This window comes from Psychrobacter sp. ANT206, assembly GCF_056880555.1.
The window spans coordinates 1,110,027-1,136,765 of the sequence record NZ_CP096271.1 but is presented as its reverse complement, the minus strand read 5'-3'; the positions used below and the strand labels follow the sequence as shown (position 1 = coordinate 1,136,765).

The following is a 26,739-nucleotide window of genomic DNA, read 5'->3' as shown; positions in this document are numbered from 1 at the left end:
CGTAAGACGATTAAGGATAATAAAAATGACGATGAAAGTAGGCGAATATAAGATTAAAGCAGGCGATATGGCATTGAATGCTGGTCGCTGCGTTCAAACCATAGCAGTAATCAATACCGGCGACCGCCCTATTCAAATCGGTTCTCATTATCACTTCTATGAAGTCAATGCAGCACTGAGCTTTGATCGAGAGTCGACGCTTGGCTATCGACTCAATATCCTATCTGGCACTGCTGTACGTTTTGAGCCGGGACAAGCGCGCGAAGTGGAACTGGTTGCCATCTCAGGTAGACAGCACATTTATGGTTTTTCGGGCAAAGTTATGGGCGTTGTAGACCCTAGAACCTCTCAAGACACCTCTCAAAACACCTCGAAAAAACGCATTGACCGACGTATTTATGCCGAACATTTTGGCCCTACCACAGGGGACAAAGTACGCTTGGCAGATACAAATTTATGGCTTGAGGTTGAATATGATTTGACCAGTCATATTGATCACCAGCCTGACATTGATAGCGTTAGCATCGGTGAAGAGGTTAAATTTGGCGGTGGTAAGGTTATCCGCGATGGCATGGGTCAGTCACAGCTAATAGGTGACCAAGTTGCCGATACTATTATTACCAATGCTCTAATTGTGGACTATAGCGGTATCTATAAGGCAGATATCGCTATCAAAGAGGGTCGTATCAGTGGCATCGGTAAAGCTGGCAACCCTGATATTCAGCCGAACGTGACGTTACCTATTGGCGCAGCTACCGAAATTATCGCAGGAGAAGGTAAAATCTTAACTGCTGGCGGGATTGATAGCCATATTCACTTCATTGCGCCGCAGCAATGTGAGACGGCATTGATGTCTGGTATAACCACGATGTTAGGCGGTGGTACGGGACCTGCTGAAGGTACTCTTGCCACCACTTGTACTCCTGGTGCCTATCATATTCACAGCATGCTAAAAGCCACTGATGCTATCCCGATGAACATCGGATTCTTGGGTAAAGGCAATGTTAGTCTGCCTGCTCCCATTGTAGAGCAGATTGAAGCGGGTGCTATCGGGCTTAAACTTCATGAAGACTGGGGCTCCACGCCCAAAGCCATTGATAACTGCCTTAGTGTGGCTGAAGAATATGATGTGCAAGTTGCTATTCATACTGATACGTTAAATGAAAGTGGCTATTTAGATAGCACTCTTGGCGCGTTTAAAGACCGCTGTATTCACACCTTCCATACCGAAGGCGCTGGCGGTGGTCATGCTCCAGATATCTTAAAAGCTATTGGCGAAACCAACGTTTTGCCCTCGTCCACCAACCCAACGCGTCCTTTCACCATTAATACTATTGACGAGCATCTCGACATGCTCATGGTTTGTCACCATCTAAGCCCAGCCATTGCTGAAGATGTCGCTTTTGCAGAAAGCCGTATTCGTAAAGAAACCATCGCCGCTGAAGATATTTTACAAGATATGGGCGTTATCTCCATGATGAGTAGTGATTCGCAAGCGATGGGACGCGTGGGAGAAGTCATTATTCGCACATGGCAAACGGCTGATAAGATGAAAGCCCAGCGTGGTTACCTTGCTCCTGATCAATCAGCTAAAACCGAGCAGTCCTTAGACAATATCATGCTAAGTCCTACGGATTCTGATAGCGGCAATGACAACTTTCGTATCAAACGCTACCTCGCAAAATACACCATCAATCCTGCTATTACCCATGGCATTAGTGATGAAGTAGGATCACTGGAGTTGGGAAAATGGGCAGATTTAGTGTTGTGGTCGCCTGCATTTTTTGGTGTCAAGCCTGATTTAATTATAAAAGGCGGTTTGATTGCAGCGGCACCTATGGGCGACCCCAATGCTTCCATATCCACCCCACAGCCTGTGCACTATCGCAGCATGTTTGGCAGCTTCCCCAAGACAGTGGCGCAGACTTGCATCACCTTTATGTCAAGTGCGGCTATTGATAAGGGTGTTGATAGGCAATTAGGATTAGAAAAGGTCATCAAAGCAGTACATAACATTCGTAAGGTACGCAAACAAGACATGAAATTCAACAGCTACTGTCCTCAGATGGAGGTCAATCCTGAGACCTATGAAGTGTATGCCGATGGTGAGCTGCTGACCTGTGAGCCTGCCGACTATCTACCGATGGCACAGCGCTATTTTTTATTCTAGCTGCTTTTTATTGTCGTGCTGATAATCCCCATCAGCTGTGAATCATCTACTTTAACGGACCATAAACATAATTATGAACATTTATACGCAACGCCTTGATCTATCAACCCTTAGCGCTGAACAACAAGCGATCATTGATAGGCAAAAACAGGCAGAAAACTTTTTATATTTAGATTTCGACACCCGTCAGCGTAGCCGTTTTAAAGCAAAAACCCAGCACCAAGAATCCATTGGTGTTGATTTGCCACGTACGGAAACCATTAAGAATGGCAGTGTGCTGGCAGACCATCAAGGCAACTTGATACAAATAATAGCTGCCAAGCAGGCTTTGATAGAAGTAACCGCTGATAATGATTTTGACCTTATGAAAGGCGCTTACCATTTAGGCAACCGCCATGTGCCTTTAATGCTGACACCTAATGCACTCTACTTTGAGCCTGACCATGTTTTAGAAGCGATGTTACATCAACTTGGCCTACATACCCAAGCCGTACAAGCGCCATTTGAGCCAGAAACGGGTGCGTATAAAGGTGAGCACGGCGGACATTCTCACTCTCATGGTCATAGTCATAGTCATCACGATCACGACCATTCACACACCCATGGCAACTCTCATGACTAATCATGCCACGCACTCCCAGCATCCTGCCAGTACCGCACAAGGTATAAATGATCTGAATCATGTAGATTTGACCGGACGTTTGCTCATGCTGGCGTCAAGCAACTTACCTATTGGCAGTTATACCTACTCGCAAGGCATAGAACCGGCTATTGAGTCAGGGCTTATTTATGATGAAAGCAGTAGCATGGACTTTATGAGTGATTATCTGGAGCTAGCATTATGTCGTTATGAGCTACCGCTACTAGCGCTGATGATAGAGGCCCTTATGATTGAGGACGTCGCACTTGCTGATGCTCTAGGTGCAGATTACCACGCTAGCCGCGAAACCAAAGAGTTCGTCTATGAGTCAAGTCAATTGGCGCTGTCTTTATCCGCATGGCTTGATAATGTCCTTGAGCTCAATGTGCCTGATAGCTTACTCGCTTATGGGTTTTTGCCACTGTTTGCCCATATCAGCTCGCACTGGCAATTTAACCCTGTACAAGCCATGACCACTTACGCCTTTGGCCAAATCGAAAACATGGTGCTGGCTGCGGTCAAGACCGTACCGCTTGGGCAAATGGCAGGACAGCGAATCATTTGGCAGCTGCAACAGCTACTAAGCCAACAAGTACAGCCACTGGCTGCTCGCGTCAAGCAAAGCTTTTTGTACGCTCAAAGGCTGCCGTTAATGGCAGATAGCTCTGACATAACGATATCAAAGCTAAATCTACTTTATCAACAGTTACAAATATCAGCCAACTTACCAAATTTAGCGCTCCTGTCTTGCCAGCATGAAAGGCAATACAGCCGCTTATTTCGCTCTTAATCGCTGATAACCCAAACACTTATTGAGGACATTTATTTATGGCACTAACTCCTAAAGTCGAAAACAAACATTCAGACACGACATTATCACCACTACGCCTAGGTATTGGTGGCCCTGTAGGCTCAGGAAAAACGGCATTAACGCTGAGATTGTGTCAACGCCTGCGCGATGACGTCAACATGGCCGTAGTGACCAATGATATTTATACCAAAGAAGACTCTGAATTTTTAACGCGTCATGAGGCCATGCCAGCCGAGCGCATTCGTGGTGTCGAAACGGGTGGCTGCCCGCATACTGCCATCCGTGAAGATGCCTCGATTAACCTATCTGCCATCGCCGAATTACAGCAGCAGTTTGCAGGTCTTGAGCTTATTATCATCGAGTCTGGTGGCGATAATTTGGCAGCAACTTTTAGCCCTGAATTGTCCGACTTGACACTATATGTCATTGACGTCTCGGCAGGCGATAAAATCCCTCGTAAAGGCGGCCCTGGTATCATGAAATCGGACTTGCTCATTATCAATAAAACCGACCTTGCCCCTTTCGTAGGCGCGTCACTTGAGGTGATGGCACGTGATGCCAAAAAAATGCGCGGCGATAAGCCTGTGGTCTTTAGCAACATGAAAACGGGTGAAGGCGTTGATGACATTGTTGCCTTTATCCTTGATAAAGGCATGATAAGCATAGCGTAAGACTGTGTCTATAATGCCACATGCTATGGCATAAATAGATGTTCTGCAAACTACTGAATGATAAGCAGATTATCAGACAGTGATCATATCGATTAGCTTACACATTAAGGATTTATCATGACCATAAAAACCTCACAAACCATGATATAGTCAATTCCAAATAAAATAGATACGTTATGTTCCAACGCAGTACTGGTATAAATTTTTTTAGCATGCGGTGCCTACGCCGACAGAGGCTGCGTAAAACTCATTCCAGTCCCACTGTATCGCTTTAATACTGAATTCATTATACGTAAAAATTTCACCAGAAAAACGTCAACGGCTAGTGGATTAGTATTGTTATCATTAAAAAAGCCGAATGCTACTTTTAATCGTAGCATTCGGCTTCTTGGTCGGATTTTCTAACTGTTAGAAAGAAGTACGGCGATAGTCGCGGTATTTAGGTAACCAGAAGTTAGCTTTTAATCGACGCTCTAAGTTTTCTGCCGTTACCGGTAATGCCAATTTATCTTCAATTGCTTGCAGGGCAACTGCATAGGCTATTTTTTCACTGATTTCTCTAATGAATTTAATGGGCGGCAATATGGCACCGGGCGCTTTTTCATATTCTACTGAGATATCTGCAAGTGCTTGGCTTGCCGCCGTCAGCATATTATCGCTGATACCCGTCGCACGTGCTGCTAATACACCTAGGCCAATACCAGGGAATATATAGCTGTTATTACACTGAGAGACTTCAAAAGACTGACCTTCAAAAGTGGTATTAGGAAAAGGACTGCCGGTTGCAACAATGGCCTTACCACGACTCCAGTTAGTCACTTCTTGCGGTGTTGCTTCAACACGAGACGTTGGATTTGATAGCGGCAATACAATAGGATGTTCAGTATTAGCACATAAAGCTTCGACGACCTCTTGCGTAAAGAGACCTTTTTGTCCGCTTACGCCAAACAAGACAGTTATTCTTGCTTGTTTAACCACTTGTGCTAAGCCAAGTTTTTGACTCTTATCCCAATGTTCAATATCTGTTTCTTTTTGCACTAACGGTGTTTGGAATTTTTGTAGCTCTGTCATGCTATCGGTTAGCAGACCATAACGGTCAACCATAAATACCTGTCTGCGAGCCTGCTCTTCTGTTAACCCTTCACGCTGCATCTGACGAATAATGTGCTCAGCGATACCGCAGCCTGCAGATCCTGCACCCAAGAAAGCAATATTTTGTTGGCTAAGTTTCTGGCTTTTATTTAAACATGCTGCAATCAATGTACCGACTGAAACAGCCGCAGTTCCTTGAATATCATCGTTAAAGCAACATAGCTGATCACGATATTTATTCAATAATGGGGTCGCATTTTCCTGCGCAAAATCTTCAAATTGCAATAACACCTCGGGCCAACGACGCTTAACAGCCTGAATAAATAAGTCTACAAATTCATTGTACTCGTCGCCAGAGATGCGTGGATTTCTCCAGCCCATATACATAGGATCGTCAAGCAACTGCTGATTATTGGTACCGACATCTAACAAAATAGGTAAGCAATAAGCGGGACTAATACCACCACAAGCGGTGTATAAAGCCAATTTACCAATTGGAATTCCCATACCGCCAATACCTTGGTCACCTAAGCCCAAGATACGCTCGCCATCAGTGACCACGATAACTTTTACGTTTTGTTTGGTGGCGTTTTGCAGCATGTCATCGATTTTATGACGTTCAGGATAAGAGATAAATAAACCACGTTTACGGCGATAGATTTGAGAGAATTTTTCACACGCTTGCCCAACCGTAGGGGTATAGATGAGCGGCATGACTTCCTCAATATGCTGCTCAATCAAATGGTGAAATAATGTCTCATTGGTGTCTTGTATATTACGCAAATAAATATGCTTATCCATATCACTGGTAAATGAGCGTAGTTGAAGATAAGCACGTGATGACTGCTCTTCAATCGTCTCAATATTATGAGGTAATAGACCGGTTAAATTAAAGCTATCGCGCTCCTCTGATGAAAAAGCACTGCCCTTATTCAATAAAGGGGTTTCTAATAGTGCAGGACCTGCAAAGGGGATATATAACGGACGTTGGTTTAACATGATAAAATCTTCTTATTAAAAGTATGGGGTGGTACAAGGTTAATGGGTTAAATATTTTTATCGATTCATTAAACAAATGAAATTATTTAAATTTATGTTTTGCTCTAGCTTGCTCAAATTCGTTCAAGCTGACATACTTAAAGAATTGATATCTATCATAAATACAATGTCTTTTGTAAACCCTCAACATTGATAATGAAGGGTTTTTTATTGTATTTTCTTAATTGAATAAGTTGTTTTTAGCAAGTTAGAAATTGAGCGATGCTGAAGAAACTGTAAAGATAAACTTAGTAAACTAACCACTGGACGAGGCGCTTACCATGACCAAAAAATTGCAGAGATATAGTACAGAATGTAAAGCAGAGGCTATCTAACAGATAACTTAATGCGATGGCTTAGTAATTAAGAATAGCGATACAAACGTTATCCAATTGATATAACCAATCAAGGCAAAGTTGTCGGCAAGAATCCCTATTATACTGAAGTTATAGCAGCTCTTGAAGACATCATACAACTGAAATAGCAATCATGAATTATTTCGGTCAAAGCATAAAAGAATAAATAGGACTAATGTCGGCTATTTACGCAAAACAGTCACTGTAATAGTCTTGAGAAGTCTAGCACAAAGGTTATTTAAAAACACCTTGTTACAACTTACTATTAGTGCTATATTTTAACAAGTTGATGAGTATCTACACTTTTTCAACCAAAACCTCTTATTTTATCCTTCGTAAAAATCGTTACCGCAAGAACACCATAAAAAGAACGCAGTAAGTAGTAAAGTGACCAATCACCTGCAACTCCTTTCTTTGACATGGTTAATTTTTTAAATCTTAAAAACACAAAACCCAAACTGTATGAGTCAGGAAGACTCTTGCATTAAATTCGCATGAACCCCTGCTTATACAACAATCGTGCCCCTTTATATGCACTTACAAGGATGTCAATCATGTCGCTACAAAACCCAATTTTTATTCCTGGCCCTACCAATATTCCTGACAGATTACGTCGCGCGATGAACGTGCCGACGCAAGATCACCGTGCGCCTGATTTCTCAGACACGTTCTTACCGGTGCTTGCTGATTGTAAAAAAGTATTTGGCACCCAAGATGGCGAAATCATTCTATTTACCTCTAGCGGCACAGGTGGCTGGGAAGCTGCTATTAGCAATACCTTGTCACCTGGTGATAAAGTTCTGATTGCACGCTATGGTATGTTCTCGCATCGCTGGATCGATATGTGTCAGCGCCACGGACTTGATGTGCAAGTTGTAGAATGCGATTGGGGAACAGGCGCACCTGCTGATAAATTCCAAGCAATTTTAAACGAAGACACCGCACACGAAATCAAAGCCGTCATGGTCACCCATAACGAAACAGCAACAGGTGTTTTAAGTGATATTGGCGCCGTTCGCGAAGCCATGGATAGCAGTGACCACCCTGCTTTATTATTCGTAGATGGTGTTAGCTCAATTGCTTGTGTCCCTTTTGAGATGGATGCTTGGGGCGTAGACGTTGCTGTTGCCGGCTCACAAAAAGGCTTTATGCTCGCAACGGGTATGGCAATATTGGGCGTCAGTCAAAAAGCTTTGAGTCATATGGATGAGGCAAAGCTTCCACGTACTTATTTTGCTTTTCGTGATATGTTAAATGCCAATGCCAACGGCGGCTTCCCTTATACGCCACCATTAAATCTCATCTATGGCCTAAGAGAAAGTCTTGAGATGTTGTTTGATGAAGGTCTTGATAATGTCTATGCACGTCATTACCGTCTAGCCGAAGGCGTACGACAAGCGGTTAGCGCTTGGGGTATGAAACTGTGTGCAAAAACACCTGACCTTTATTCTAATACCGTCAGCGCCATCTTTGTTCCTGAAGGCTTTGACAGTAACAAGCTGACCGATCATGCGTTTAATAAATATGGTATCTCATTTGGTATTGGTTTGGGCGAGATGAATGGTAAAGCATTTAGAATCGGTCATCTAGGTTCATTAACTGAAGTTATGGTACTAGCAGGGCTTGCAACGATTGAGATGGCAATGGTTGATTTAGGCTACCCTATTAAACTCGGACAAGGCGTTGCGGCTGCACAAGAGTATTATCGCCACAGCGCACCAACTAAATAAAATTTATTAGATAATAAGCTATTAAATAACAAGAGTTAAACAAAAGATGAAGGACTATTTTTTATGATAACAAATGATAATGGATTAGTGATTCCAACCCTTGATGATATGTTAGAAGCGCATGAGCGCATCAAACCATATATCCATCGCACTCCTGTTCTGACCTCTCGCTTTTTAAATGAGCTGGCTGGCTGTGAGATGTTCTTTAAATGTGAGAACTTTCAAAAAGCGGGTGCATTTAAAGTACGTGGCGCCTCAAATGCAGTGTTTGGTCTCTCTGACGAAGATGCCAAAAATGGCGTCTGTACACACAGCTCAGGTAACCATGCCTTATCTTTATCTTATGCGGCAGGCCAGCGTGGTATACCTTGTAATGTCGTCATGCCGCATAGCGCGCCTGAAGCTAAAAAAGCCGCGGTACGTGGCTATGGGGGTATCATCACCGAATGCCAGCCATCAACCACATCACGTGAAGAAGTCTTTGCCAAAGTTCAAGCAGAAACAGGCGGCGACTTTGTCCATCCGTACAATGATCCACGCGTTATCGCTGGACAAGCCACTTGCTCACGTGAGTTTTTAGAACAAATGGAAGAGATTGGTGAAAAACCTGATATGGTTGTGGCACCCATTGGTGGTGGCGGTATGATTTCAGGTACTTGTTTGACGTTGTCGAACCTAGCACCAGATGTCAAAATTTATGCTGCTGAGCCAGTCAACGCTGATGATGCCGCGCGCTCATTTAAAGCCGGTCATATTATCGCTGATGATGCACCAAACACGGTTGCCGATGGTTTAAAAGTGCCGCTTAAAGATTTGACTTGGCATTTTGTTAGCAATTATGTGACTGATATTTTGACCGCGACTGAAGAAGAAATCGTTGAAGCGATGAAACTGACTTGGACGCATATGAAAATCATCATCGAACCAAGCTGTGCCGTGCCGCTTGCTGTTATCCTGAAGAACAAAGACGTTTTTGCAGGTAAAAAGGTTGGCGTCATCATCACTGGTGGTAACGTTGATCTCGACAAGTTGCCTTGGAATTAACGATTGGCAACTAAATATCAGTAATTAGGTATCAATAACTGATTACAAATAGAGCGTTAACTAAGCGCCAGTAATGCGCAAGTTTAAACGGCTTTTTATAACACTAACTAATAACATGGAAGAATTAAAATGACAATGACTGCCGAATTAGAAGTAGGTTACAACGTACCCGCCGCTATTGGTATGGACGAAGCTGACATTCAAACCCCTTGTTTGATCTTGGATCTTGACGCCCTTGAGCGTAACGTCAAAAAAATGGGCGATTATGCTAAAGCGCATAATATGCGTCACCGTAGCCACGGTAAAATGCACAAATCAGTTGACGTACAAAATTTACAAGAAGAGCTTGGCGGCGCTATTGGCGTTTGCTGTCAAAAGGTCTCTGAAGCAGAAGTATTCGTACGTGGTGGCATTAAAGACGTGTTGGTATCAAATCAAGTCCGTAATCCAGCTAAAATTGAGCGTTTAGCGAATCTACCTAAGTTGGGTGCAACCATCACCGTTTGTGTCGATGATGTCGATAACGTCGCTGAGCTATCAGCTGCTGCGACCAAAGCAGGCACTGAACTGAACTGCTATATCGAAATCGACTGCGGCGCTGGACGTTGTGGTGTAACGACGACTGAAGCGGTTGTTGAGATTGCCAAAGCAATTGATGCCGCTGAAAACCTAAAATTCACTGGTATCCAAGCTTATCAAGGTGCGATGCAACACATGGACAGCTTTAGCGATCGCAAAGCGAAAACACAAATCGCTATCGATCAAGTACAAGAAGCAATCGATGCATTAACTGAAATCGGGCTAAAACCAGAATTTGTATCGGGTGGCGGTACAGGTAGTTATTACTTCGAAAGTAATTCAGGTGTTTTCAACGAATTACAGTGTGGCTCTTACGCGTTTATGGATGCCGATTACGGTCGTATTCTAGATGAAGACGGCAACCGCATCGATGCTGGCGAGTGGGAAAATGCCTTATTTATCCTAACGTCTGTGATGAGCCATGCCAAAACCGACAAAGCCATCGTTGATGCTGGTCTAAAAGCTCAGTCAGTTGATAGTGGCCTACCGTTCATCTATGGTCGTGACGATGTTGAATATGTTAAATGTTCAGACGAGCATGGCGTAGTCAGCGATCCAAATGGCGTACTGGAAATCAATGAAAAACTAAAACTGGTACCTGGTCATTGTGATCCTACTTGTAACGTTCATGATTTCTATATTGGTGTGCGTAACGGTAAAGTTGAAACCGTATGGCCAGTATCTGCACGTGGTAAAATGTACTAAGCACTGTATTAGGAACTATAAGCTAAATTAGTATGATTCTATCCGTTTAGTTTAAAGGGGCTGTTGTAGCTTTAGCCTACAGCAGCCCTTATTTATTTAAAGTATTCAAGAATTACAAATTAAAAAGTATAAAAAGGAATTTATAATGAGTGAAGCAAATAGTGTTAATAGTGACGAAGGTTTATTGATCGTATCAGAAGACGCTTGCAAATCGGTGATTGATCGCCCTTCTGCATTTATCGCCGTTGAAAATGTTTTTGCGTCAATGTCACGAGGGGACGCCTATAACTTCCCTGTTATCCGCGAAGCCATTGGCTATGCTGATGCGTTATACGGCTTTAAATCAGGTTTTGACCGTGCAGGAAAATCACTAGGTCTAAAATCAGGTGGCTACTGGCCAGGTAATGCGGCTAAAGGCTTGACCAATCATCAATCCACGATTTTCTTATTCAATCCAGATAATGGTAAATTGCGTGCACTGGTCGGCGGCAACTATTTAACTGCCGTACGTACCGCCGCCGCATCAGCAGTATCAATCGCCCATCTAGCACGTAAAGACAGCAAAGTACTTGGTATAGTCGGCGCCGGCCATCAGTCTACTTTTCAGATGCGTGCCGCTCTTGAGCAACGCAATTTCGAAAAAGTAGTCGCTTGGAATAAGAATAAAGATCGTCTCAAAAACCTACAAGCCGTCGCTGAAGAATTAGGCGTACCGTTTGAAGCCGTTGAGCGTGAGCAGTTATGTAGCGAGGCGGATGTGATTATTACCATTACTTCAGCGTTTGAGCCATTATTGATGAAAGCGTGGATCAAACCGGGCACACATATCGCCTGTATGGGTACCGATACCGTTGGTAAGCAAGAAGTTGATGCTGACCTTTTAGCGTCTGCCACCGTATTTACCGATGAAGTCGCACAATCAATCAGTCTTGGTGAAGCCCAGCATGCGATTAAATCTGGTGCTATTAAAGAGAGTGATATTACCACGCTTGGTGATGTTATTAATGGGGATCACCCAGGTCGCAGCTCAGATGATGAAATTACCTTGTTTGATGGTACAGGTGTTGGTTTACAAGATTTAGCAGTAGCCTCTGCTGCCGCTAAGCTTGCTTTTGAAAAAGGTGAAGCTCAGCATATCTCTTTATAACTCTCGTCGCAATTAGGACATTAGCTATTGTATTTTAGAACCGCCAAATAATGAGTGTATTTGGCGGTTTTTTATAATACTGATATAAGCAGAGGCCAACTATCACTACCTTCTTCTATATCACTTTAAAATTTGTCTCAAGCCATCCACAATATTATATTTGAACAATCGCTCAATAACGATTACAATGGATAAATGTCATATTTTACGTATATCTATGACTAAATTTTGAACTGTCATTTATAACATAACTATATGAAAAACTAGCTTATAGTAGGAATACAGCGTTATTCTTTACTAAGTGATTCTTTATTACATGATGTTTTATATTATTTATCTGGATAATCCATGATTAAAAAAATAGTTTTGATATTCGCGGTCTTGATTGGCGTCATTGGCTTTTTTTATTTTGACCTCAATGAATTATTAACACTTGAGGGCTTAAAAGGCTCGATGGATCAGTTTGAGCAATACAAAACACAGTCGCCATGGTTAGTCATCGGCGGCTTTTTTTTGGTCTACATCTTAGTCACGGCATTATCTTTACCCGGCGCCGCTATTTTAACTTTGGCAGCGGGTGCTTTATTTGGTTTAGTACAAGGGGTATTGGTCGCCTCATTTGCCTCCAGTATCGGTGCTACATTGGCCTTTTTGACTTCGCGCTATTTATTGCGCGATACCATCAAACAGCGTTTTCCTGACCGTCTTGCCTCTATCGATGCTGGGGTAAAAAAAGAAGGCGGATTTTACTTATTTACGCTACGTCTGGTGCCAATATTCCCCTTTTTCCTTATCAACTTATTAATGGGTCTGACTGCTATCAAAGCACGGACCTTTTATTGGGTCAGCCAAATCGGTATGCTTGCCGGCACCTTTGTATTTGTGAATGCCGGTACGCAATTGGCACAAATCGAGCAGTTATCTGGCATTTTGTCTTTTAATCTTCTGGCTTCATTTGCATTATTAGGATTATTTCCGCTAATAGCGAAAGGCATATTAACGATACTAAAAAAACGCCGTGTCTATAAGAACTATAATAAACCAAAAAAATTCGACCGTAATATGATTGTGATTGGTGCTGGTGCTGGCGGACTTGTTACCAGCTATATTGCTGCGACCGTCAAAGCAAAAGTCACATTGATTGAAGCAGGTGAGATGGGCGGCGACTGCTTAAACTATGGCTGCGTCCCCAGTAAAGCGCTGATAAAAAGCGCAAAAGTGGTTGAGCAGATACGCCATGGCGAGCGTTACGGACTCAACAATACCCAACCGGATTTTGCATTCAAGAACATCATGGCTCGCATTCATAAAGTCATTGCTGATATTGCTCCAAATGACAGTGTTGAGCGTTATACAGATTTGGGTGTCGAGGTATTAAAAGGCTATGCAAAACTCATTGATCCATGGACGGTTGAGATTGCCCTCAATGATGGCGGTACTCAGACATTAACTGCTCGCTCTATCGTTATCGCGACGGGCGCACGCCCCTTTGTCCCAGACCTACCGGGTTTAGAGGAGACAGGTTATGTGACAAGCGATACTCTTTGGGATAAATTTGCAAAACTTGATAAAGCGCCGAGCAAGCTGGTCGTACTTGGCGGCGGACCCATTGGCTGTGAGCTGGCACAAGCCTTTGCTCGTTTAGGTTCTGCTGTGACCCAAATCGAAAGAGGCACGCGGCTGATGAAAAAAGAAGATGTCGACGTTTCTGTATTTGCGCAAGAATCACTGACTGAGAGTGGCGTTACTATCCTAACCTCACAGCAAGCAATTCGCTGTGAAACTCGTGATGGCAAAAAATATATTATCGTCGCACCAAAAGGCAGCACTGATGATCAACAAGAAACTGCCATTGAGTATGATGAGTTGATTTGTGCAGTCGGTCGTAGTGCGCGCCTAGAAGGCTACGGGCTTGACACCTTAGGCATCGATACTGAGCGCACCATCAGTACAGATGAGTATCTCGAAACGCTTTACCCCAATATCTATGCAGCAGGTGATGTCGTAGGTCCTTATCAATTTACTCATGTAGCTTCCCATCAAGCATGGTACGCTGCGGTCAATGGCTTATTTGGTCATCTTAAAAAATTCAAAGTAGATTATCGGGTGATTCCGTGGACGACTTTTATTGACCCAGAAGTAGCACGAGTGGGCTTAAATGAGCAAGAAGCGATTGATAAAGGTATCGACTTTGAAATCACACGTTATGACTTTAAAGACTTAGATCGGGCGGTAACCGAAAGCGCCAATCATGGCTTTATCAAGGTCATTACCCCAAAGGGCAAAGATAAGATATTGGGTGTGACTATCGTCGCTGAACATGCCGGCGACTTGATGGCTGAGTTTGTACTGGCCATGAAACACAATCTAGGGCTGAATAAAATACTGGGTACCATTCATATCTATCCAACATGGGCGGAAGGCAATAAGTATGCAGCTGGCGAATGGAAACGCAATCATGCGCCTAAAAAAGCGCTACAGTTGCTTGAGAAGTATCATACTTGGCGTCGAGGTTAATTCATGCAACCTCCTAGCTTGCCCGCAGCTTCGATGATACCAAAAAAACTGCGCCGCTATAGCGCCTTTATCATAGTGCTTAGTGTCTGTGCTGGCATCTCTGCAAGTACCGCTTCGACTCCCACTGCTATAGATAATAAAAGTACCTTGCAGTGGCAGCAGACGGTACGAGCTGGTGAAAATCAGGACGTTTACTTTCATACTTGGGGCGGGGATCCGCAAATTAATGCCTATATTCAGTGGACTGCAAAAGCGGTCGATAAAAAATATAATATCAACTTGGTTCATGTCAAATTAAGCGACACCAGTGAAGCTGTCAGCCGTGTCCTTGCAGAAAAATCTGCCAATAATAATAAAAAAGGTAGCGTTGATTTAATTTGGATCAATGGGGCGAACTTTGCCGCTATGAGTGAGAATAAATTACTATTAAAGGACTGGGCACCTACTTTGCCGAACTTTGCTCTGACTGATCCTGATAACAATCCCTCTGTCACTCTTGACTTTGGCATACCTACTAATGGTATGGAATCGCCATGGGGACAGGCGTCATTGACCTTTTATTATGATAACTTAGCGATAGATAAGCCGCCTGCTACCTTGCAGCAATTAAAGATGTGGGCACAGCAGAACCCCGGACGTTTTGGCTACCCAAAGCCGCCTGATTTTTTGGGTATGAGTTTTTTGAAGTATGCTTTGGTCATGCTGCATGAGCAAAATGATAGTAAGAATAGAACCACTCTCAGAGCAGAGCTTAACCAGCCGGTAGATGCACAAAACAAAGATTTGATACTCAATCCGCTGTGGGATTTTTTGGATGAGCTACATCCCAGGCTATGGCGAAAAGGTGAGCAATTCCTGCAAAGCGGCGCACAAATGCGCCGTTTGGTAGATGATACTGAGCTCAGCTTGGCTTTTACCTTTTCAGGTCCCGAAATACCAGCTGCTGTTCAGCGCTATGACTTGCCGTCCAGTATTCGCAGCTATGCTATGACAGATGGCAGTTTGAGTAATACTCATTTCGTTGCTATCCCTTATAATGCAAGCCATGCAGCCGCAGCACAATTGGTGGCGAACTTTTTATTGAGCCCAGAAGCACAGGCACATAAACAAAACCCAGCTGTCTGGGGAGATAAAACCGTGCTGGTTCAATCGACACTGAGCGCCGAGCAGCAAGCACTCTTTAAAGCCAATAAACCGCATGCAAGCGCCCTACCTTTTGATGCCATTAAACGAACCGTCAGTGAACCACACCCCAGCTGGGTTGACGCCATTATGCAAGGTTGGCAAGCGCGTTACGGGGTTAGCGAATGAAAAAACCTATCGAGAAAAACAAGGCTGACACTGATAACAGCAATGCTGATGGCGTGAATACTGACACTCTCCATACTGCTATTGTTCATTCTAATTTAAGCAATCAAATAGCCGCAACTTATAAAACCGACCTTTTTACGCGTTTAGTGACCCTAAGCCCCAGTCTTTTATTAATACTCCTTATTCTTCCTGTATTAGGAGGTTTGATAAGCGTCATCCTGCCAGCGTTTGGCTGGGTGCCTGCTCTAGAAACAACGACATTTGGTCTACAAGGATTTAAAGCGCTGGGTCAAACACTGGGGCTTAAGCAAATGGTTGCGCTCAGTGTGGCGACCGGATTTCTCAGCACCCTACTCGCCTTTGTCATAGCGATTATGATATTGGCGACGTTTTTTAATAGTCCTTGGCTCACACGTATTGAACGTTTGCTTAGCCCTATTTTAGTGATCCCGCATGCCGCAGCGGCGATTGCCGTTGGGTTTTTGATTGCACCCTCTGGCATGATTGCACGAATGATATCGCCATGGCTCAGTGGTTGGGAGCTGGCACCACAGGGGATACTACCGCATGACCCTTATGGCATTAGTATCATCTTAGGTCTAGTACTCAAAGAGCTGCCTTTTCTATTGTTAATGGCACTTGGCGTATTCGCACAGCCTGAGCTTGGCAAAAAGCTACGCCAACAATATCAAGTTGCGCTAAACTTAGGCTATTATCCCATCACTGCCTTTTTTAAAGCAGTATTTCCTATTTTGTACCCCTTCTTGCGTTTGCCTATATTGGCAGTCCTCGCTTACGCCAGTGCCAGTGTTGAGATGCCATTAATTTTAGGACCCAATACCCCACCCACGCTTGCTGTCACTATCATGCAGTGGTTCAATGATGTTGATTTGAACTTACGTATCAAAGCCTCGGCTGGGGCAATATTACAGCTACTACTGACAGGCAGCTTAATTGCATTATGGCTGGGCGGTGAGCGTATGGTCAAAGCACTATGCAGTGACGCATTGGTTAATGGAAAACGCCAGTATAAGGATGTTATTTGGCAGAAACTCACTGCAAGCGCCACAGTATTCATCATAGGGTTTATCGCCCTCTCGCTCATTGGTCTGCTGATGTGGTCTTTAGCTGGCTATTGGCGTTTCCCTGCCGCCTTGCCAGAGCAGCTCGTACTGTCACACTTTCAAAGTGCCTTGATGCAAATAAGCACGCCATTATTTAACACGATCACCCTTGGTATTGTCTCAACGCTTTTTGCTATTGGCATCACTTTATTGTGCTTAGAGGCAGAGCAGTTAAGTAGTAAACCCATCTCGAATTTTACCAGCTTGATTATTTACCTGCCACTTCTGGTGCCAAGCATTGCTTTCTTATTTGGCTTGGTGTGGTTACAGCAACTTATCCATAACCAAGCGGCATTTTTTAACGTCGCTTTTACCCACGTCTTATTTGTACTGCCTTATGTATTCTTGTCCCTTGCTAGCAGTTATAGACGTTTAGATAAGCGCTTTGCCACTGTAGCAGCCAGTCTTGGCGCGCCACCTATGAGAGTATTCTTACAAGTTAAGTTACCGCAGTTATTTGCACCCCTACTTATCGCAATAGCACTAGGACTTGCGGTGAGCTTTGGACAATATCTGCCAACGTTACTCACGGGCGGTGGACGTATTGCTACCATTACGACCGAAGCGGTGACGCTTGCTAATGGTGCCAGCCGCCGTACCAGCGCCGTATATGCCATTATACAAATGGGGTTACCACTGATTGGCTTTATGGTGGCATGGCTGCTACCGAAGTATTTCTTTAGAAGTGGCGTGCGTTAGAATGTTCAATCATAAAAATTTTTTTAAACTTCATTTATCTGTGTCTTTTTTATTTTGAATTGAAGATTTTTTTAACTGGCTATATTTTTAATTGACTACATAAAGGCGCTTTAATGCAATCATCTTTAGAGATAAAAAATCTACAGCTCTTTCGAGAAGATAAATTGCTCCTTCAGTTAGATGAACAGATTGAAGGTGGTGACATTCTTACCATCATGGGTCCATCTGGTAGTGGCAAGTCAAGTTTGTTAAATTGGATGACCGGCACCTTGCCGAGCGGCTTGAGTGCCACGGGTGAGGTTTGGCTACATGGTCAAAACATCAGTCACCTACCCGCGCATTTACGGCATATTGGCGTTTTATATCAAGATGCGCTGTTATTCTCGCATTTATCGGTTGCAGGAAATATTGCCTTTGCAATGCCTAAAGGCAATAAAAAGCAGCGCTTTGAGCAAATAGCAGACGCACTTGAGCAAGTCGGTTTGGCAGGTATGGAAAATCGACATCCCGATAGTTTGTCTGGGGGTCAGCAAGCACGCGTTGCACTGCTGCGTACTCTATTGAGCCAGCCTAAGGCGATATTGTTGGATGAACCTTTTAGCAAACTTGATAGTCAGCTTAGAGTGGAAACCCAGCAATTGGTATTCCGTCAAATCCGTCAGCATAAGTTACCTACCATCATGGTTACCCACGACCATAGCGATGCTGAAGCGGCAAATGGCAAAATAATTCGCCTTTGATAAGAAAGCGTTTGCCTGATAAACAGCCTTTAGCTTTTGATAAAATAAAAAGCTTGATAAATAATACTTAGAAACCAGTATAAAAGGTTCGACTGCTTGCTTCTAAAAGAATGACGATACAAAAGGCAGAAATATGCTCGATAAGTTTATTACACCCATCATCAAGCCTCTATTAGAGCCATTGGTCGTGCTATTTTATAAGGGCGGTGTTACCGCAGATCAGTTGACTGTCACTGGTTTTCTCATTGGTATGTTGGCGTTGCCATTGATTGCTTTTGAGCTGTGGAATGCAGCACTAATTGCTATTATATTGAACCGTGTTTTTGATGGATTAGATGGTGCACTGGCACGTTATGCTGAGCAAAGCTCAAGTGCGGGCGGCTATTTAGACATTACCCTAGATTTTTTATTCTATGCAGCGGTGCCACTCGGCTTTGTATTGGTTAATCCCGAGCAAAACGCTATTGTAGGCGCATTGTTATTAGCCGCCTTTATTGGCACTGGCTCTAGCTTTTTGGCCTTTGCTATTGCAGCTGAAAAATTTCAATTAGATAAGCCACAATTTAAATATAAGAGCTTCTATTATCTAAATGGTCTCACTGAGGGTACTGAAACCATTGTTTTGTTTATCGCCTTTTGTATTTGGCCACAGCACTTTGTGGTATTAGCTAGTATTTTTGCAGCGGCGTGTGCGGTTACTATTATGACTCGTATATATGGCGGTTATCATACGCTTAAACGGCTCGAAACCGATATACATAAGCCCATTAAGGAGGTCAATAATGGCGAATGAGATGTGGTGGCGTTTGGGCTTTTTCTTTAGCATATTGGTCATTATGATGCTCATTGAGCATAGGCATCCCGCACGGCAATCACCGATTAAGAGTAGCAAGCGTTGGTTTGCCAACCTTGGGCTAGTATTTGCCTCTTCTTTTGTTGCCCGTTTGGCAGTGCCCATTGGGCTGACAACGGTCGCCATTTATAATCAAAAAAACGGTATCGGTTTATTTAATCTAGTTGAGATACCGAATATCGCGGCTATTATTTTAAGCTTATTGTTGCTTGATATGGTTATCTACTGGCAACATCGCTTGTTTCATCGAGTGCCGCTTCTCTGGCGCTTGCACCGTGTCCATCACGCTGATTCGCATATCGATGCCAGCACCGGGCTTAGATTTCATCCTATCGAAATTGTCTTAAGCATATTGCTTAAGCTCGTTGTCATTAGTGTGCTTGGTGTCCCTGCTATCGTGGTACTTATATTCGAGATTGCCTTAAATGGATTGGCTATGTTTAATCATGCCAATATTCGTCTGCCACCAGTGATTGAGAAGCCTTTACGCATGATTCTAGTCACACAAGTCTTACATCGCATTCATCACAGCCAACGGGCCAGTGAGACCAACTCCAATTATGGTTTTAGTGTGACTTGGTGGGATTGGCTTTTTGGTAGTTATAAAAGCCAAGGATCAAAACCTGATCAAGCATTAGATATTGGTTTAAAAGAGTATCCCGATGCCAAGCAAAATGCCTCACTATGGGTGTTGTTGCTCATGCCTTTTAAAAATAAACCCTCTAAAAATCAATCCAATCAAAAGTAGATGCAGCATCTAACCATCACTAAGCGGGTAATATAGACTATTAATTACTAGCCAAACCTTTAATTGTTAATCAGCGTTACAAATATTTGAGCAATCATTCAATTTATATTTGAGTGATTGCTCAAAATCATTTATAGTGGTGTCAGTTATCAAGTAGAAGGTGATACCTTTACGATAACGAGCTCTAACTTTAATCACATATTATCTTTATTTTTCAACCTGAATGATTGAATAAAATTTTAATACTGTTACTAATACCAAATAGGAATTATATATGACTGACTTTACATTACATGACAAACAAAGCGCGCCAGCAGAAAGCACAGCACTACTTGATGTCTCAATCAATGCATTTGGTATGGTTCCAAACTTACATGCCGTAATGGCTGAAGCGCCTGGATTGCTTGAAGGCTACCAACGTCTACATCAACTGTTCTTAGACAGCAGCTTTGATGACGAAGAGACCACGGTAGTATGGCAAACCATCAACGTCGAGCATGAATGTCATTACTGTGTACCAGCTCATACTGGTATCGCAAAAAGCATGAAAGTGGATGACGCAATCACTGATGCATTACGTAATGAGACACCACTACCAACTGCAAAACTAGAAGCATTGCGTAACTTTACGCTATCTGTAGTACGTGGTCGTGGTAATGTTGACGACGCTGAAGTACAAGCTTTTTTAGATGCAGGTTTCACTAAGCGTCAAGTGCTAGAAGTAGTATTAGCAACAGCACAGAAAGTAATGAGTAACTACACCAACCATCTGGCTAATACGCCAATCGATAAGCCTTTTCAAAAATTTGAATGGCATAAGGCTGTCTAATTAAAGCTGACTGATTGTGTAAAATACGAAGGGCTATTCTAGATTATTTTATTTAGGATAGCCTTTTATATTATGCCTATAAGAAAACATCATATACAAGTAAGTACAGTATATAAGAAGACCATTTATCTAAGCATACAATAAGGAGCCACTATGAGTAATTTAAAAAAACCATTACGAATAGATATCGTGTCGGACGTGGTCTGCCCTTGGTGCGCTATCGGCAATAGTCAACTAGCCGAGGCATTAAAACAAACCAACACTCCGCACGAGATTCACTGGCATCCGTTTGAGCTTAATCCTGATACACCAAGCGAAGGACGAAACTATCGTGAGCATATCGCTAAGAAATACGGCTCAAGTCGAGAAGAATCTGATGCTAGCCGCGCTAGAATGACTGAGGCTGGTCGTGAGGTAGGCTTTGCGTTTAACTTTACTGAAGGGAGTCGCACTTATAATACCTTTGCTATGCATCAACTACTGCACTGGGCCGATCAGCAAGGGTACGCGCATGATTTAAAGCAAGCCTTGTTCGCGGCTCACTTTACTCACGCTAGAGATATTTCTAACAAAGAAGTCTTAGCCGATATCGTAGCAGAGATTGGTTTAGATCGTAGTGAGGCGCTAGCGGTATTAGCAGGCGAGCGCTTTGCTGAAGACGTCCGCCGTGCTCAGCAACAGTGGAGGCAGCAAGGTATTCAAAGCGTACCTTCTGTTATCTTTAACCAAAAGCATCTGGTTAGCGGTGCTCAAGGGGTTGAGAATTTCAAAAGTATTTTGCAGCAATTAGCAGACATGCCACAATAGATGTATCTCTAATTCATAATAAAAACACACTGCAAAATTTAAAACTAAAAAGGCTACTTAATCTTTCAAGTAGCCTTTTTTTACACCTGCTATTATACAAATGACCGTTAATATCCATACTCATGTTCGATTTTTAGCTTAAATGACCATCATACTAGCGAACGTACGCTTATGCAGACTCAGTATTTAAACTAAGCTTGCCCACTAGCCATCGATTTAACCAACAGACTCATTATTGCGCAAGCTTTCTATAGAATACGCCATATCCTCTGCAAGCGCATGAACCGCTGCACTGTCAACATCGCGCTGAGCAAAAGCACGCAGCCCCATAACCTCGGCTTGTAATCGACGGGCCAATCTTAGTGGATCGAGCGTGTTATCCAACTCTCCTAGCTGCTGCGCCTCCACAAAACATGCGGCAAAACGCGCCTCCATACCGGCTAGTAATTTTTCAACTTTCTCTAGCGCTAACTGTTCACGGGCACCAAGCTCAAGTAAGCTTTTGACCAACATACATGCCCGACTGGGCAGATTTTTTTCGCGGATACCGCCAAGCTGACGCATGTAAGCTGCCAATCCTAATAAAGGGGATTCATAGCTGGCTAATGTACGCTCAAGCTCCTTTAGCCCTGCCTGCGCATAGTAATCAAGCGCTTCTTGAAACAATCCGTCTTTATTACCAAAAGCGGCATAAATACTGCCCGGTCGCATATCAAGCGCTTGCTCGATATCCTTTAAAGAGGTTGCATGAAAGCCTTTTTGCCAAAACAGCTGTATGGCCCGCTCTAATGCTTCATGACGATTATATAGTGTGGTACGTGACATAATATTCCAATTTTTGTCCCATGATTTTAGACAATAAAGTAAACATGGTTATACAATTTGAGTGACTACTCAATTTTATCTTGAATGATTACTCAAGTCCAGCTAAAGTAAGTTTGCCGAATGTCTTTATTATATTATCAAACCTCACTATAGCCGGTCCTAAATAAAAGAAATGCAAATGTTATAAGGTACTACTGGGGTTACTTTTTCTTGCTTGCTGTGCCTACGCAGACAGAGGCTGCGAATAATTAACCCCAGTAGCTCTGTACCCTTTTAAAAGTGGATTAGCTATAGTAAGGCTTACTTTGATTGCAAAAGGAACTTTTATGTCCTATATCTACTCAGCTCCGATGATCGTATTCGATGTCAACGAAACCTTACTCGATATCGATACGCTCACGCCCTTATTCACGCGTTTATTTGGGGATAATAACAGACTCAGAGAGTGGTTCGCGCAATTGGTACTTTATTCGCAAACCATGACTTTATCTGGTCTTTACACACCTTTTGGCGAGCTTGGCGTCGGTGCTTTACAAATGACCGCAGATATTCATGCCGTTACGCTAACCGAAGAAGATGTACAGGAATTTAAGCAGCGTATGAGTCAGATGCCAGCTCACCCTGATGCTATCCCTGCTTTGACCAAACTACGTGATGCAGGATTTAGATTGGTGACTTTGACCAACTCAGCACCTAGCGCTTCTCCGACACCGCTTGAAAAAGCAGGACTGAGTGAATTCTTTGAGCGGAATTTTAGTGTTGCAAACGTCAGCCAATTTAAACCTGCACCGGCGACATATCAGATGGTCGCTCGCGAGCTGTCCGTTGAGACCTCAGAGCTATGTCTTGTCGCCTGTCACCTCTGGGATGTTATCGGTGCTCAAGCTGCTGGCTGCCAAGGGGCTTTTATCACTCGACCTTATAACGCGCTACTTTCGGCACCCAATGTACCAAAACCCGACTTTATCGCTTCAGACCTCATCATCCTTGCTGAACACATTATTAATCATCAAAGCTCTTAGGTGAATGGACAACAATCTACAGCAATTATTCTAAAAAGGTATGTGACTCAATTATCTGACAGACGGTGTTTCCAATAAAAAACGTTGGGATTGCCGTATTTGATGACATCTCTTGGCAGAATTTGTTACCATGACTGATGACAATTTAGATCATTTCACTTAGTTAGTTTCATTTAGGTAATGCAGATATGGCAAAAAACGCCCTACAGGCTCAACTTCTAAAAGCAGGCTTGGTTGATAGTAAGAAAGCCAACAAAATAAGTAAACAGACGCAGCACGCTAAGCGCACTGGCGATGCATCGAATATCGAAGCTAAAAAAGCTTTGGCAGATGCTCAAGCTAAGAAGCTAGAAAAAGACCAAAAGCTCAATCAAGAAAAGCAGCGCATCTTAGAAGAAAAGATGCTAAAAGCCAATATCATTCAAATGATTAAGCAGCATCAACTGACTGAGACAAACGGCGACATTAGCTATCAGTTTGTCGACGATGCCAAAGTCAAAAAAATCTCTATCACTCAAAAGCTATATGATCAAATTGTAGCAGGTCACGTGGTCATCGCCCGTTTAGATGACAGCTATGCCCTACTACCGCGCCCACTTGCCGATCGTATCGATTCAAAGATGACAGGCTTTATGGTGGTATCAAACGATACTGCAGAAGATGAGCTGGCAGAAGACGATCCGTACGCCGCCTATGTGATTCCAGATGACTTGATGTGGTAATCACTGCTGTAGATAATACTATTGACAAGCGCTATTGATTATCAATAACGCTTGTCAATAGTCATCCCAGTCCCGCTGTATCGTTCTAATATTGAAGTCACTATAGCAAAAAATCAAATCGCCTTAGCAAACTCCAAGTGCTTTAAACCAATCGTTCTCAGCTTTCCTTTATCGTCCACTTCTTTGATGACTAATGACCACTCATCACTGATAGCAACCGTATCGCCTGATACTGGCTTCATATCCAAATTGTCTATGACATACTCAGCGACCGTCTGCTCCCACATAATTTTTGAAGTATTTTCAGGTTTTGCCTTTAGCTTATCTACAAGAGACTCAGACGCCATGATATCGGTAAAAAAAGGCAAATCTCCAAGCTTCACACTGGGTGACAGTAACCAATCGCCATAAAAGTCATCAATGGCTTTACGATCGAGTGTCGTATCATTGAAAATCTTGGCAATTTGACTGGCATGATTACCTCTCATCGCATACCAGACTCTATCCCCACATTTGAGCTTGGTCGTTTCTTCGACCATCACAATGTGTTGCCGACGTACCAAAGCAAAGATACTAATCTCATCAGGGCTGACACGGTTAGAGATGCCCATCGGATGACGGTCAATCGCAAATGCACCAGACTTTACTTCAAATTCATATAAGGTAATGCTCGCTTTATCAGATACCCAAACTTCATGTTCTTCTTCTGGGTCTTTATTATTCGGAATACGTACTTTAAACAAATTTGCCATAATAGGAATGGTCGTGCCTTGCAAAATCAAAGACAACACCACCACACCAAAAGCAATATCGAATAGCATAAAGGCACCATCTATGCCTGCCATAACTGGCAATATCGCAAGGGTAATAGGGACTGCCCCGCGTAAGCCAACCCAAGAGATAAAACCAATTTCTCTGTCTTTGAATTTAAAAGGTTTAACGCTAGTATAAACTGCAATAGGACGAGCAACTAAAATCATAAAGGCGGCAATCGCCACTGAATAATACCAAACATCGATAACGTTCGATGGCGTCACGAGTAAACCTAGCACCACAAAAAGCACCGCTTGTGATAACCAAGCAAAGCTATCCATCACCCGCATGACATGCTCGGTTGAGCGTACCTTGTGATTGCCAATCAGCACACCAGTGAGGTAAATTGCCAAAAACCCACTACCGCCAATAAGATTGGTCGCGGCAAAGACTGCCAAGCCAGCAGACATGATCAAAATGGCATACATACCTTCTGCCAAGTGTATTTTGGGTAATAGTCTTGCCAATAAATAACCAAACAACAAACCCATGCCCAAACCGAAGCTAAGCTGCTGTAATAGCAACCCTAAGAAGCCCAGTACTGTTTGCCCAGCGGGATCGACATTTAAAGCAATCAATCCTGTCACCAGCAAAATAGCCAACGGATCGTTGGCGCCTGATTCTAGCTCCAATGTAGCTTGTACACGATCGTTAAGCTTGACGCCGCCATTACGCAGCAATGAAAAGACCGCTGCTGCATCAGTTGAACCAACGATCGCCGCCATCAATAGACCAAAACGCCAATCGACATCGAGTAGCCAAGTCACGAATACGCCCAGTATCATGACAGTAGCGAGGACACCCCAAGTAGCGAGTGTAACGGCAGGCTTAAGACCAACGCGAAAGGACTTAAAAGAGGTACGTAGACCACCATCTAGCAAGATACAAGCTAAAGCGGCTTGCCCAACAAAATTAGCAATAGCATATTGGGAAAACTCGATACCTAAGATACCCTCTTCACCAGCCAGCATTCCTACCATTAAAAACAGCAGTAATAAAGGAATGCCCAAACGTGCTGATAACGTGCTTGCCATGATACTGGCGAAAATTAACAATGCCCCTACAAGGTATAGGATATTTAAGGTATCCATCTTTTTTTAAGCCCTATTTTATCAGTGATGACGAATGGAGTTATCGATATAGTCTGGTTATGAGTTTGTTGCAGGTAACACGATAAAATCGTCCTTAAGCATAACATCTACAACGGAATCTATAAAAATTATCTTTAGAAATAGTCACCTTAGCCTATATGTTCAGTTGATAAACAGCTCTCTTGCATCGTTTAAGCTGCTTGTTTAGTGACTACTAAGCATGAATGTATTGCCATGTCAGCACTAAAATAGCCGCTGCCACTGTCCAAGCGATAGTGCCCAATAAAAGTGCCTTATATAAGCTGATATAGCTGATGCTAAAAAACACCACAAAGGTATAAATAAGGTGCGGAATGACACCAAGCATACTAAATATCAATGCGACCCTTAAATCAGCAGGGCTACGCTCTGTCCCTACAATAAAGTGACTAATCAACGTAAAAGTGGGGAAAAGTGGGGCAAGTGCAGCCAAATAGAAAAATCTGGTTTGCGCGAATAATTGAATCGCCAGTACCATTAGAGCGCCAATAAGCATTTTTAACCAAATCACGACGGGATCATCTCCTGTTGAATGCTAAGGGCTGAACATAGCCCAATCCACCATGATACTAAAGTCTGCAAAGCGATATAAGAGGAACAACAGCTTAATTGACTT

Annotated in this window: 22 protein-coding genes; 18 read left to right on the top strand and 4 right to left on the bottom strand. The window is 43.1% G+C overall.

Annotation, left to right across the window (positions count from 1 at the left end; all coding sequences use genetic code 11):
- Window positions 1–25 precede the first annotated feature (25 nt).
- The 4 genes from ureC (at window position 26) to ureG (ending at window position 4,292) form a co-directional block, all read left to right on the top strand.
- The gene (ureC, locus tag M0221_RS04865) at window positions 26–2,170 is read left to right on the top strand and encodes an urease subunit alpha (protein ID WP_483284540.1); all 2,145 of its coding nucleotides are present in this window, start codon (window positions 26–28) and stop codon (window positions 2,168–2,170) included.
- Window positions 2,171–2,243: 73 nt separating this feature from the next.
- A complete protein-coding gene (gene ureE / locus M0221_RS04860; RefSeq protein WP_483284539.1) occupies window positions 2,244–2,792 on the top strand; it encodes an urease accessory protein UreE in 549 nt (182 codons plus the stop codon).
- A complete protein-coding gene (locus M0221_RS04855) occupies window positions 2,785–3,600 on the top strand; it encodes an urease accessory protein UreF (protein ID WP_483284538.1) in 816 nt (271 codons plus the stop codon). The genes ureE and M0221_RS04855 overlap by 8 nt, the downstream gene beginning before the upstream one ends.
- Window positions 3,601–3,638: 38 nt before the next feature.
- Complete coding sequence (gene ureG, locus M0221_RS04850; protein WP_483284537.1) at window positions 3,639–4,292, top strand: urease accessory protein UreG; 654 nt, start codon at window positions 3,639–3,641, stop codon at window positions 4,290–4,292.
- A gap of 408 nt (window positions 4,293–4,700) precedes the next feature.
- Here the strand turns inward: ureG and M0221_RS04845 are convergent, their stop codons facing one another.
- A complete protein-coding gene (locus tag M0221_RS04845; protein ID WP_440824336.1) occupies window positions 4,701–6,383 on the bottom strand; it encodes an NAD-dependent malic enzyme in 1,683 nt (560 codons plus the stop codon).
- Between the two features lie 949 nt (window positions 6,384–7,332).
- On the opposite strand from M0221_RS04845, the gene bhcA reads away from it, so the two are divergent.
- From bhcA to M0221_RS04785, 12 genes are all read left to right on the top strand, one after another.
- Window positions 7,333–8,508, top strand: coding sequence for an L-aspartate--glyoxylate aminotransferase BhcA (bhcA, locus tag M0221_RS04840; protein WP_440824338.1), 1,176 nt, complete (start codon window positions 7,333–7,335; stop codon window positions 8,506–8,508).
- A 63-nt stretch (window positions 8,509–8,571) separates the two neighbouring features.
- Window positions 8,572–9,552 carry a beta-hydroxyaspartate dehydratase BhcB gene (gene bhcB, locus M0221_RS04835; RefSeq protein ID WP_181210232.1) on the top strand — a complete coding sequence of 327 codons (981 nt, stop codon included), beginning with the start codon at window positions 8,572–8,574 and terminating at the stop codon, window positions 9,550–9,552.
- A gap of 129 nt (window positions 9,553–9,681) precedes the next feature.
- Complete coding sequence (gene bhcC, locus M0221_RS04830; protein ID WP_483284536.1) at window positions 9,682–10,836, top strand: 3-hydroxy-D-aspartate aldolase BhcC; 1,155 nt, start codon at window positions 9,682–9,684, stop codon at window positions 10,834–10,836.
- A 145-nt stretch (window positions 10,837–10,981) separates the two neighbouring features.
- Entirely contained in the window at window positions 10,982–11,983 is a 1,002-nt protein-coding gene (gene bhcD / locus M0221_RS04825) for an iminosuccinate reductase BhcD (protein WP_483284535.1), read from the top strand.
- Between the two features lie 348 nt (window positions 11,984–12,331).
- On the top strand, window positions 12,332–14,500 hold the full coding sequence (locus M0221_RS04820) for an FAD-dependent oxidoreductase (RefSeq protein WP_483284534.1): 2,169 nt from the start codon (window positions 12,332–12,334) through the stop codon (window positions 14,498–14,500).
- A 3-nt stretch (window positions 14,501–14,503) separates the two neighbouring features.
- Complete coding sequence (locus M0221_RS04815; RefSeq protein WP_483284533.1) at window positions 14,504–15,811, top strand: ABC transporter substrate-binding protein; 1,308 nt, start codon at window positions 14,504–14,506, stop codon at window positions 15,809–15,811.
- On the top strand, window positions 15,808–17,634 hold the full coding sequence (locus M0221_RS04810) for an ABC transporter permease (protein WP_483284532.1): 1,827 nt from the start codon (window positions 15,808–15,810) through the stop codon (window positions 17,632–17,634). Before M0221_RS04815 ends, M0221_RS04810 begins: the two co-directional genes overlap by 4 nt.
- A gap of 113 nt (window positions 17,635–17,747) precedes the next feature.
- Window positions 17,748–18,374, top strand: a complete 627-nt coding sequence (locus M0221_RS04805; RefSeq protein ID WP_020443196.1) for an ATP-binding cassette domain-containing protein — start codon at window positions 17,748–17,750, stop codon at window positions 18,372–18,374.
- 133 nt (window positions 18,375–18,507) lie between these two features.
- Complete coding sequence (locus M0221_RS04800) at window positions 18,508–19,167, top strand: CDP-alcohol phosphatidyltransferase family protein (RefSeq protein WP_483284531.1); 660 nt, start codon at window positions 18,508–18,510, stop codon at window positions 19,165–19,167.
- Window positions 19,157–19,975, top strand: a complete 819-nt coding sequence (locus M0221_RS04795) for a sterol desaturase family protein (RefSeq protein WP_483284530.1) — start codon at window positions 19,157–19,159, stop codon at window positions 19,973–19,975. The genes M0221_RS04800 and M0221_RS04795 overlap by 11 nt, the downstream gene beginning before the upstream one ends.
- 274 nt (window positions 19,976–20,249) lie before the next feature.
- Window positions 20,250–20,804: a carboxymuconolactone decarboxylase family protein gene (locus M0221_RS04790; RefSeq protein WP_483284529.1), complete on the top strand. Its 555-nt coding sequence runs from the start codon at window positions 20,250–20,252 to the stop codon at window positions 20,802–20,804.
- Between the two features lie 153 nt (window positions 20,805–20,957).
- Window positions 20,958–21,611 (top strand): DsbA family oxidoreductase, encoded by a 654-nt coding sequence (locus tag M0221_RS04785; RefSeq protein ID WP_483284528.1) that lies wholly within the window; start codon window positions 20,958–20,960, stop codon window positions 21,609–21,611.
- A 216-nt stretch (window positions 21,612–21,827) separates the two neighbouring features.
- Here M0221_RS04785 and M0221_RS04780 read toward each other — a convergent pair whose 3' ends face one another.
- Window positions 21,828–22,436, bottom strand: a complete 609-nt coding sequence (locus M0221_RS04780) for a TetR/AcrR family transcriptional regulator (RefSeq protein WP_483284527.1) — start codon at window positions 22,434–22,436, stop codon at window positions 21,828–21,830.
- A 326-nt stretch (window positions 22,437–22,762) separates the two neighbouring features.
- Between M0221_RS04780 and M0221_RS04775 the strand changes: the two genes are divergently transcribed.
- Window positions 22,763–23,458 carry a haloacid dehalogenase type II gene (locus M0221_RS04775; RefSeq protein WP_483284526.1) on the top strand — a complete coding sequence of 232 codons (696 nt, stop codon included), beginning with the start codon at window positions 22,763–22,765 and terminating at the stop codon, window positions 23,456–23,458.
- A 188-nt stretch (window positions 23,459–23,646) separates the two neighbouring features.
- Window positions 23,647–24,180 (top strand): DUF2058 domain-containing protein, encoded by a 534-nt coding sequence (locus M0221_RS04770; RefSeq protein ID WP_483284525.1) that lies wholly within the window; start codon window positions 23,647–23,649, stop codon window positions 24,178–24,180.
- A gap of 113 nt (window positions 24,181–24,293) precedes the next feature.
- Here M0221_RS04770 and M0221_RS04765 read toward each other — a convergent pair whose 3' ends face one another.
- Together M0221_RS04765 and M0221_RS04760 are read right to left on the bottom strand one after the other, a co-directional pair.
- Entirely contained in the window at window positions 24,294–26,084 is a 1,791-nt protein-coding gene (locus M0221_RS04765) for a potassium/proton antiporter (RefSeq protein WP_483284524.1), read from the bottom strand.
- A 214-nt stretch (window positions 26,085–26,298) separates the two neighbouring features.
- Window positions 26,299–26,634, bottom strand: coding sequence for a GlpM family protein (locus tag M0221_RS04760; RefSeq protein WP_483284523.1), 336 nt, complete (start codon window positions 26,632–26,634; stop codon window positions 26,299–26,301).
- Window positions 26,635–26,739: the final 105 nt, after the last annotated feature.

What these genes read in the sequence shown, in the direction of transcription:
- ureC (WP_483284540.1), top strand. Translation starts at nt 26, where the DNA reads ATGACGATGAAAGTAGGCGAATATAAGATTAAAGCAGGCGATATGGCA.
- ureE (WP_483284539.1), top strand. Translation starts at nt 2,244, where the DNA reads ATGAACATTTATACGCAACGCCTTGATCTATCAACCCTTAGCGCTGAA.
- M0221_RS04855 (WP_483284538.1), top strand. Translation starts at nt 2,785, where the DNA reads ATGACTAATCATGCCACGCACTCCCAGCATCCTGCCAGTACCGCACAA.
- ureG (WP_483284537.1), top strand. Translation starts at nt 3,639, where the DNA reads ATGGCACTAACTCCTAAAGTCGAAAACAAACATTCAGACACGACATTA.
- M0221_RS04845 (WP_440824336.1), bottom strand. Translation starts at nt 6,383, where the DNA reads ATGTTAAACCAACGTCCGTTATATATCCCCTTTGCAGGTCCTGCACTA.
- bhcA (WP_440824338.1), top strand. Translation starts at nt 7,333, where the DNA reads ATGTCGCTACAAAACCCAATTTTTATTCCTGGCCCTACCAATATTCCT.
- bhcB (WP_181210232.1), top strand. Translation starts at nt 8,572, where the DNA reads ATGATAACAAATGATAATGGATTAGTGATTCCAACCCTTGATGATATG.
- bhcC (WP_483284536.1), top strand. Translation starts at nt 9,682, where the DNA reads ATGACAATGACTGCCGAATTAGAAGTAGGTTACAACGTACCCGCCGCT.
- bhcD (WP_483284535.1), top strand. Translation starts at nt 10,982, where the DNA reads ATGAGTGAAGCAAATAGTGTTAATAGTGACGAAGGTTTATTGATCGTA.
- M0221_RS04820 (WP_483284534.1), top strand. Translation starts at nt 12,332, where the DNA reads ATGATTAAAAAAATAGTTTTGATATTCGCGGTCTTGATTGGCGTCATT.
- M0221_RS04815 (WP_483284533.1), top strand. Translation starts at nt 14,504, where the DNA reads ATGCAACCTCCTAGCTTGCCCGCAGCTTCGATGATACCAAAAAAACTG.
- M0221_RS04810 (WP_483284532.1), top strand. Translation starts at nt 15,808, where the DNA reads ATGAAAAAACCTATCGAGAAAAACAAGGCTGACACTGATAACAGCAAT.
- M0221_RS04805 (WP_020443196.1), top strand. Translation starts at nt 17,748, where the DNA reads ATGCAATCATCTTTAGAGATAAAAAATCTACAGCTCTTTCGAGAAGAT.
- M0221_RS04800 (WP_483284531.1), top strand. Translation starts at nt 18,508, where the DNA reads ATGCTCGATAAGTTTATTACACCCATCATCAAGCCTCTATTAGAGCCA.
- M0221_RS04795 (WP_483284530.1), top strand. Translation starts at nt 19,157, where the DNA reads ATGGCGAATGAGATGTGGTGGCGTTTGGGCTTTTTCTTTAGCATATTG.
- M0221_RS04790 (WP_483284529.1), top strand. Translation starts at nt 20,250, where the DNA reads ATGACTGACTTTACATTACATGACAAACAAAGCGCGCCAGCAGAAAGC.
- M0221_RS04785 (WP_483284528.1), top strand. Translation starts at nt 20,958, where the DNA reads ATGAGTAATTTAAAAAAACCATTACGAATAGATATCGTGTCGGACGTG.
- M0221_RS04780 (WP_483284527.1), bottom strand. Translation starts at nt 22,436, where the DNA reads ATGTCACGTACCACACTATATAATCGTCATGAAGCATTAGAGCGGGCC.
- M0221_RS04775 (WP_483284526.1), top strand. Translation starts at nt 22,763, where the DNA reads ATGTCCTATATCTACTCAGCTCCGATGATCGTATTCGATGTCAACGAA.
- M0221_RS04770 (WP_483284525.1), top strand. Translation starts at nt 23,647, where the DNA reads ATGGCAAAAAACGCCCTACAGGCTCAACTTCTAAAAGCAGGCTTGGTT.
- M0221_RS04765 (WP_483284524.1), bottom strand. Translation starts at nt 26,084, where the DNA reads ATGGATACCTTAAATATCCTATACCTTGTAGGGGCATTGTTAATTTTC.